The organism is Candidatus Frankia alpina, assembly GCF_902806485.1.
GTDB classification, from domain to species: Bacteria; Actinomycetota; Actinomycetes; order Frankiales; family Frankiaceae; genus Frankia; species Frankia alpina.
In genome coordinates, this window is the sequence record NZ_CADCWT010000369.1 from 1 (window position 1) to 3,295 (window position 3,295).

2 protein-coding genes are annotated in these 3,295 nt (G+C 69.8%); both read right to left on the reverse strand.

The window, feature by feature from the left end; translation table 11 throughout:
• Positions 1 to 181 precede the first annotated feature (181 nt).
• A complete protein-coding gene (locus G6R25_RS22730; RefSeq protein WP_163554508.1) occupies positions 182 to 1,519 on the reverse strand; it encodes an ATP-dependent 6-phosphofructokinase in 1,338 nt (445 codons plus the stop codon).
• Between the two features lie 1,380 nt (positions 1,520 to 2,899).
• Positions 2,900 to 3,091: a DUF5615 family PIN-like protein gene (locus G6R25_RS22735; RefSeq protein ID WP_235826473.1), complete on the reverse strand. Its 192-nt coding sequence runs from the start codon at positions 3,089 to 3,091 to the stop codon at positions 2,900 to 2,902.
• Between the last annotated feature and the right edge of the window lie 204 nt (positions 3,092 to 3,295).

The window sequence follows — 3,295 nt, forward strand, 5'->3', positions numbered from 1 at the left end:
GTCCTCGCGCAGCGGCATCGTCGCCGCCCGGGGTACGGGGATCCGCCAGGTCCGCGACCCGGGCCTGGCGGCGGCGCACACCCCCGCCGGGGAGAGGAACAGAGCATCTCGAACCTAGCCGCGGTGTCAGAAACGAGCAACCAGACCGAGCTATGCGGCTTTAGGCGAAGCCGGTGTGGGACTACTCGAAGTGGGGGGGCTGGCCGGTGGCTTCGAGGACGGACATCCACAGGTCGCCGGCGGGGTCGACCTGGTTGCGCTGGCTGACGGCGAGGGCGATCGGGATGTGGATGAAGCGGCGGCGCCAGCGGCCGACGACCATCTCGGTGCGCCCGGACATCGCGGCGTGCACCGCGGCGTGGGCGAGCCGGATCGTGTAGACGTTGTCGTACGGGTTCGCCGGGACGCTGCGGATCGCGTAGCTGGGGTCGATGTACTTCAGGTTCAGCTCGACGCCCTCGGCGACGAAGTGATCCTTGATCCGGCGGGACAGCTCCGGGCCGACGTCGTGCAGCTTGCGGTTGCCGGACGCGTCGGACCCCTCCGGCTGATCGGTGATGAGCTCCTGCCCGGCACCCTCGGCGACGACGACGACCGCGTGCCCGCGCTCGACGACGCAGCGGCGCAGGTAGTTCAGCAGGCCACCCTCGCCCTCCAGCTTGAACGGCAGTTCCGGGATGAGAACGACGTCGGCGTTGCTCTTCGCCAGCGTCGCGTAGCAGGCGATGAAGCCGGAATGCCGACCCATCAGCCGGACAACGCCCATGCCACCGGGCGCGGACGTCGCCTCGGCGTACGCAACCCGGATCGACTCGGCCGCCTTGCCGAAGGCGGTCTGGAAGCCAAAGCTCTGATCGATGTAGGGGATATCGTTGTCGATCGTCTTCGGGATGCCGACGACGGCGATCTTCTCGCCGCGTTCGGTGGCCACCCGGGAAATCTCCTTGGCGCCCCGCAGGGTGCCGTCCCCGCCGACGACGAACAGAATGTTGATGTTCATCCGGGACAGGCAGTCGACGATCTCGCCGGGGTCCTGCTGGCCGCGGGAGCTGCCGAGGATCGTCCCGCCGTCGTCGTCGATGCTGGCGACGCTCTCGGGGGTCAGGTCGACGACGTCGTGGCCGTAGCGGGCGATGAAGCCCTGGTACCCGTTGCGGAAGCCGAAGATCCGCCGGACCCGGTAGTGCGAGGTCAGCTCCAGCACCAGGCCGCGGATGACGTTGTTCAGCCCAGGGCACAGGCCGCCGCAGGTGACGATGCCGACCCGGGTCTTGGACGGGTCGAAGTAGATCTTCCGACGCGGACCGGCCGGCTCGAACCCCGGCAGATCGGCGAGATCGACCTCCCGGGCAACGATCATCGACGTGGTGTCGTCGTAGAGGACCTTGTCCGCCTCGTCGATGTAATGCTGCGTCGTCGGCCGCTCCCCCAACAAGGGTAGAAGGGGAGAATCTATTCGGCAGGCCCCCAGGGTCTTCACCGACAGATCGGCATTATCCACCAGCAGTGGCGCACCCACCGTTGCCCGGCCCTCACGTCTCGCTCGGCGTTTCGTCTCTTCGCGGCTTCGCTCCATACATACCCCGGGCGACCCGGCGACGGACGCCGCCGATCACCCCAGTTCTTCCAGACCGAGACTACCGGGCCAAACCAGCCGTCACGGGGGCATCGCCGGGTCAACCCGGTCACCAGCGTCCGGAAACATGCGCTTCATCGTCCCGAAACCGGCGTAACGCCCGCGGAACCCGCCCCGAACCTGTCCCCGGCGGACACCTCGGTGCCCGCTCGAGGCCCGGCCCGCCCATCCCGGCACCGGCGGCCGCCGCCGCGCCGCCGACCGCCGTCCAACTGCCCGGACCTGCGCAAACCCGGCTCGGCGCCGCGCCAGCGGGTGGACGCCCGGCCGCCCTGCTCGCGGCGCCCACCACACAATCCGGTGGCAGCACCACCACCGCCGCGGAGGGCGGCCTGGGCCCGCCGACCATCCTGTTCCACACCCCTCCCGTCCGCCGACCGCCCCGTCCACGGATCGCTCTATACTCGGAGTACCCGACCCGCGGCAATTCGCTACACCAGTCGCCTGATTCGCGGTCAGATTTATGGTCCGATTCGCGGTCCGTCGACTGTCACCGAGGCATGTCAGGAACATGACGGCGACGACGGGCGGCGATCCGGCTGGCATCTTCCGGACATGGACGGCCCCCTCGGTCAGACGGGACGCCACACCCATCCGGGCCGCCCGGATCACACCCCACAGTGCCGGCAGCCCACCGCGGGAGCACCGGCGATCTCCCTGGACGGCGGGACGTCGGACCCCTCCCGTGGGGGCCGGTCGGACCGGAGCGGCGGCGGCCGTTCGGCGCACCGAATGCGGTCCGGTCGCCCCTGCACAGCCGCCGCCCGATCCAGGAAGCTCGAAACCACGCTCACGCCGACCACGGGGAGGTCACGGTGCGCGCCATCGGACACGGCCGGGACGGCGGGAAGCTCTCGTCGCAGCAATACACCGAGCCGGCCCCCGCCGTCGCCACGCCACCTGCTGGTCGGAGCCGTGACGGGGGCCGCCACCGGCTGACACCGGGCTCGGGATCGTCGCACCACCGGGGTCCGGCACGGACCAGCGGTCAAGGATGCGGCGTCACCCGACGCAGACGGCTACGACCCGCGGAGGGATCGGGTCGAAGCCAACCAGGCACGGCACGGCGGCCACCGACGCGATGGCGAGCGTGTCGGTGGGGACCGACCGCCGCGCCGTGCCCGGACCTCCGGCGTCCGCCAGCCCCACCCGAACCGTCCGCGACCGCGCGCACGCTCAGCTTGGGACGTCGAACCGCCTCGCCCTGTGATCGTAGGTACCGCACTATCGCGCCGGAGCCCGGCGGGGCCGAACATCAGGGGATCAAGGGCAGTTTTCGGATCCTGACAAGACGGTCAGTAGGGAAGGGCTGTCGAGACCGGTTCGGGCGAGGATGCCACCGAAGTCGGTGTCGGCCGAGATCAGCGCTCTCTCCTCCTCGCGCGCGAAGCCAAGGACGGTAGTGTCGTCGGCCGCGCCGAGTCCTACGTCTCGGAGGTGGAGCACGTCCTCCATATGGACCATCCGCGGCCGGGCGATCAGCCCGGTCCGTCAAGGCGCCACAGCCGCAGGCCACCTTGCCCGAACGTCCACACGCTGCGCACCCCGAGCCACGACGATCAAACCGAACGTTGTGACGCTTCGTCCCCCTACACTCACAGTGCAGCAAAATAGCACCGCATGCGGCGCCACCTTCGTGTCGCGACTGTCCGCACGATC

Excerpts from the sequence above, each read along its gene's own strand:
- G6R25_RS22735 (WP_235826473.1), bottom strand. The coding sequence starts at position 3,091 with ATGGAGGACGTGCTCCACCTCCGAGACGTAGGACTCGGCGCGGCCGAC.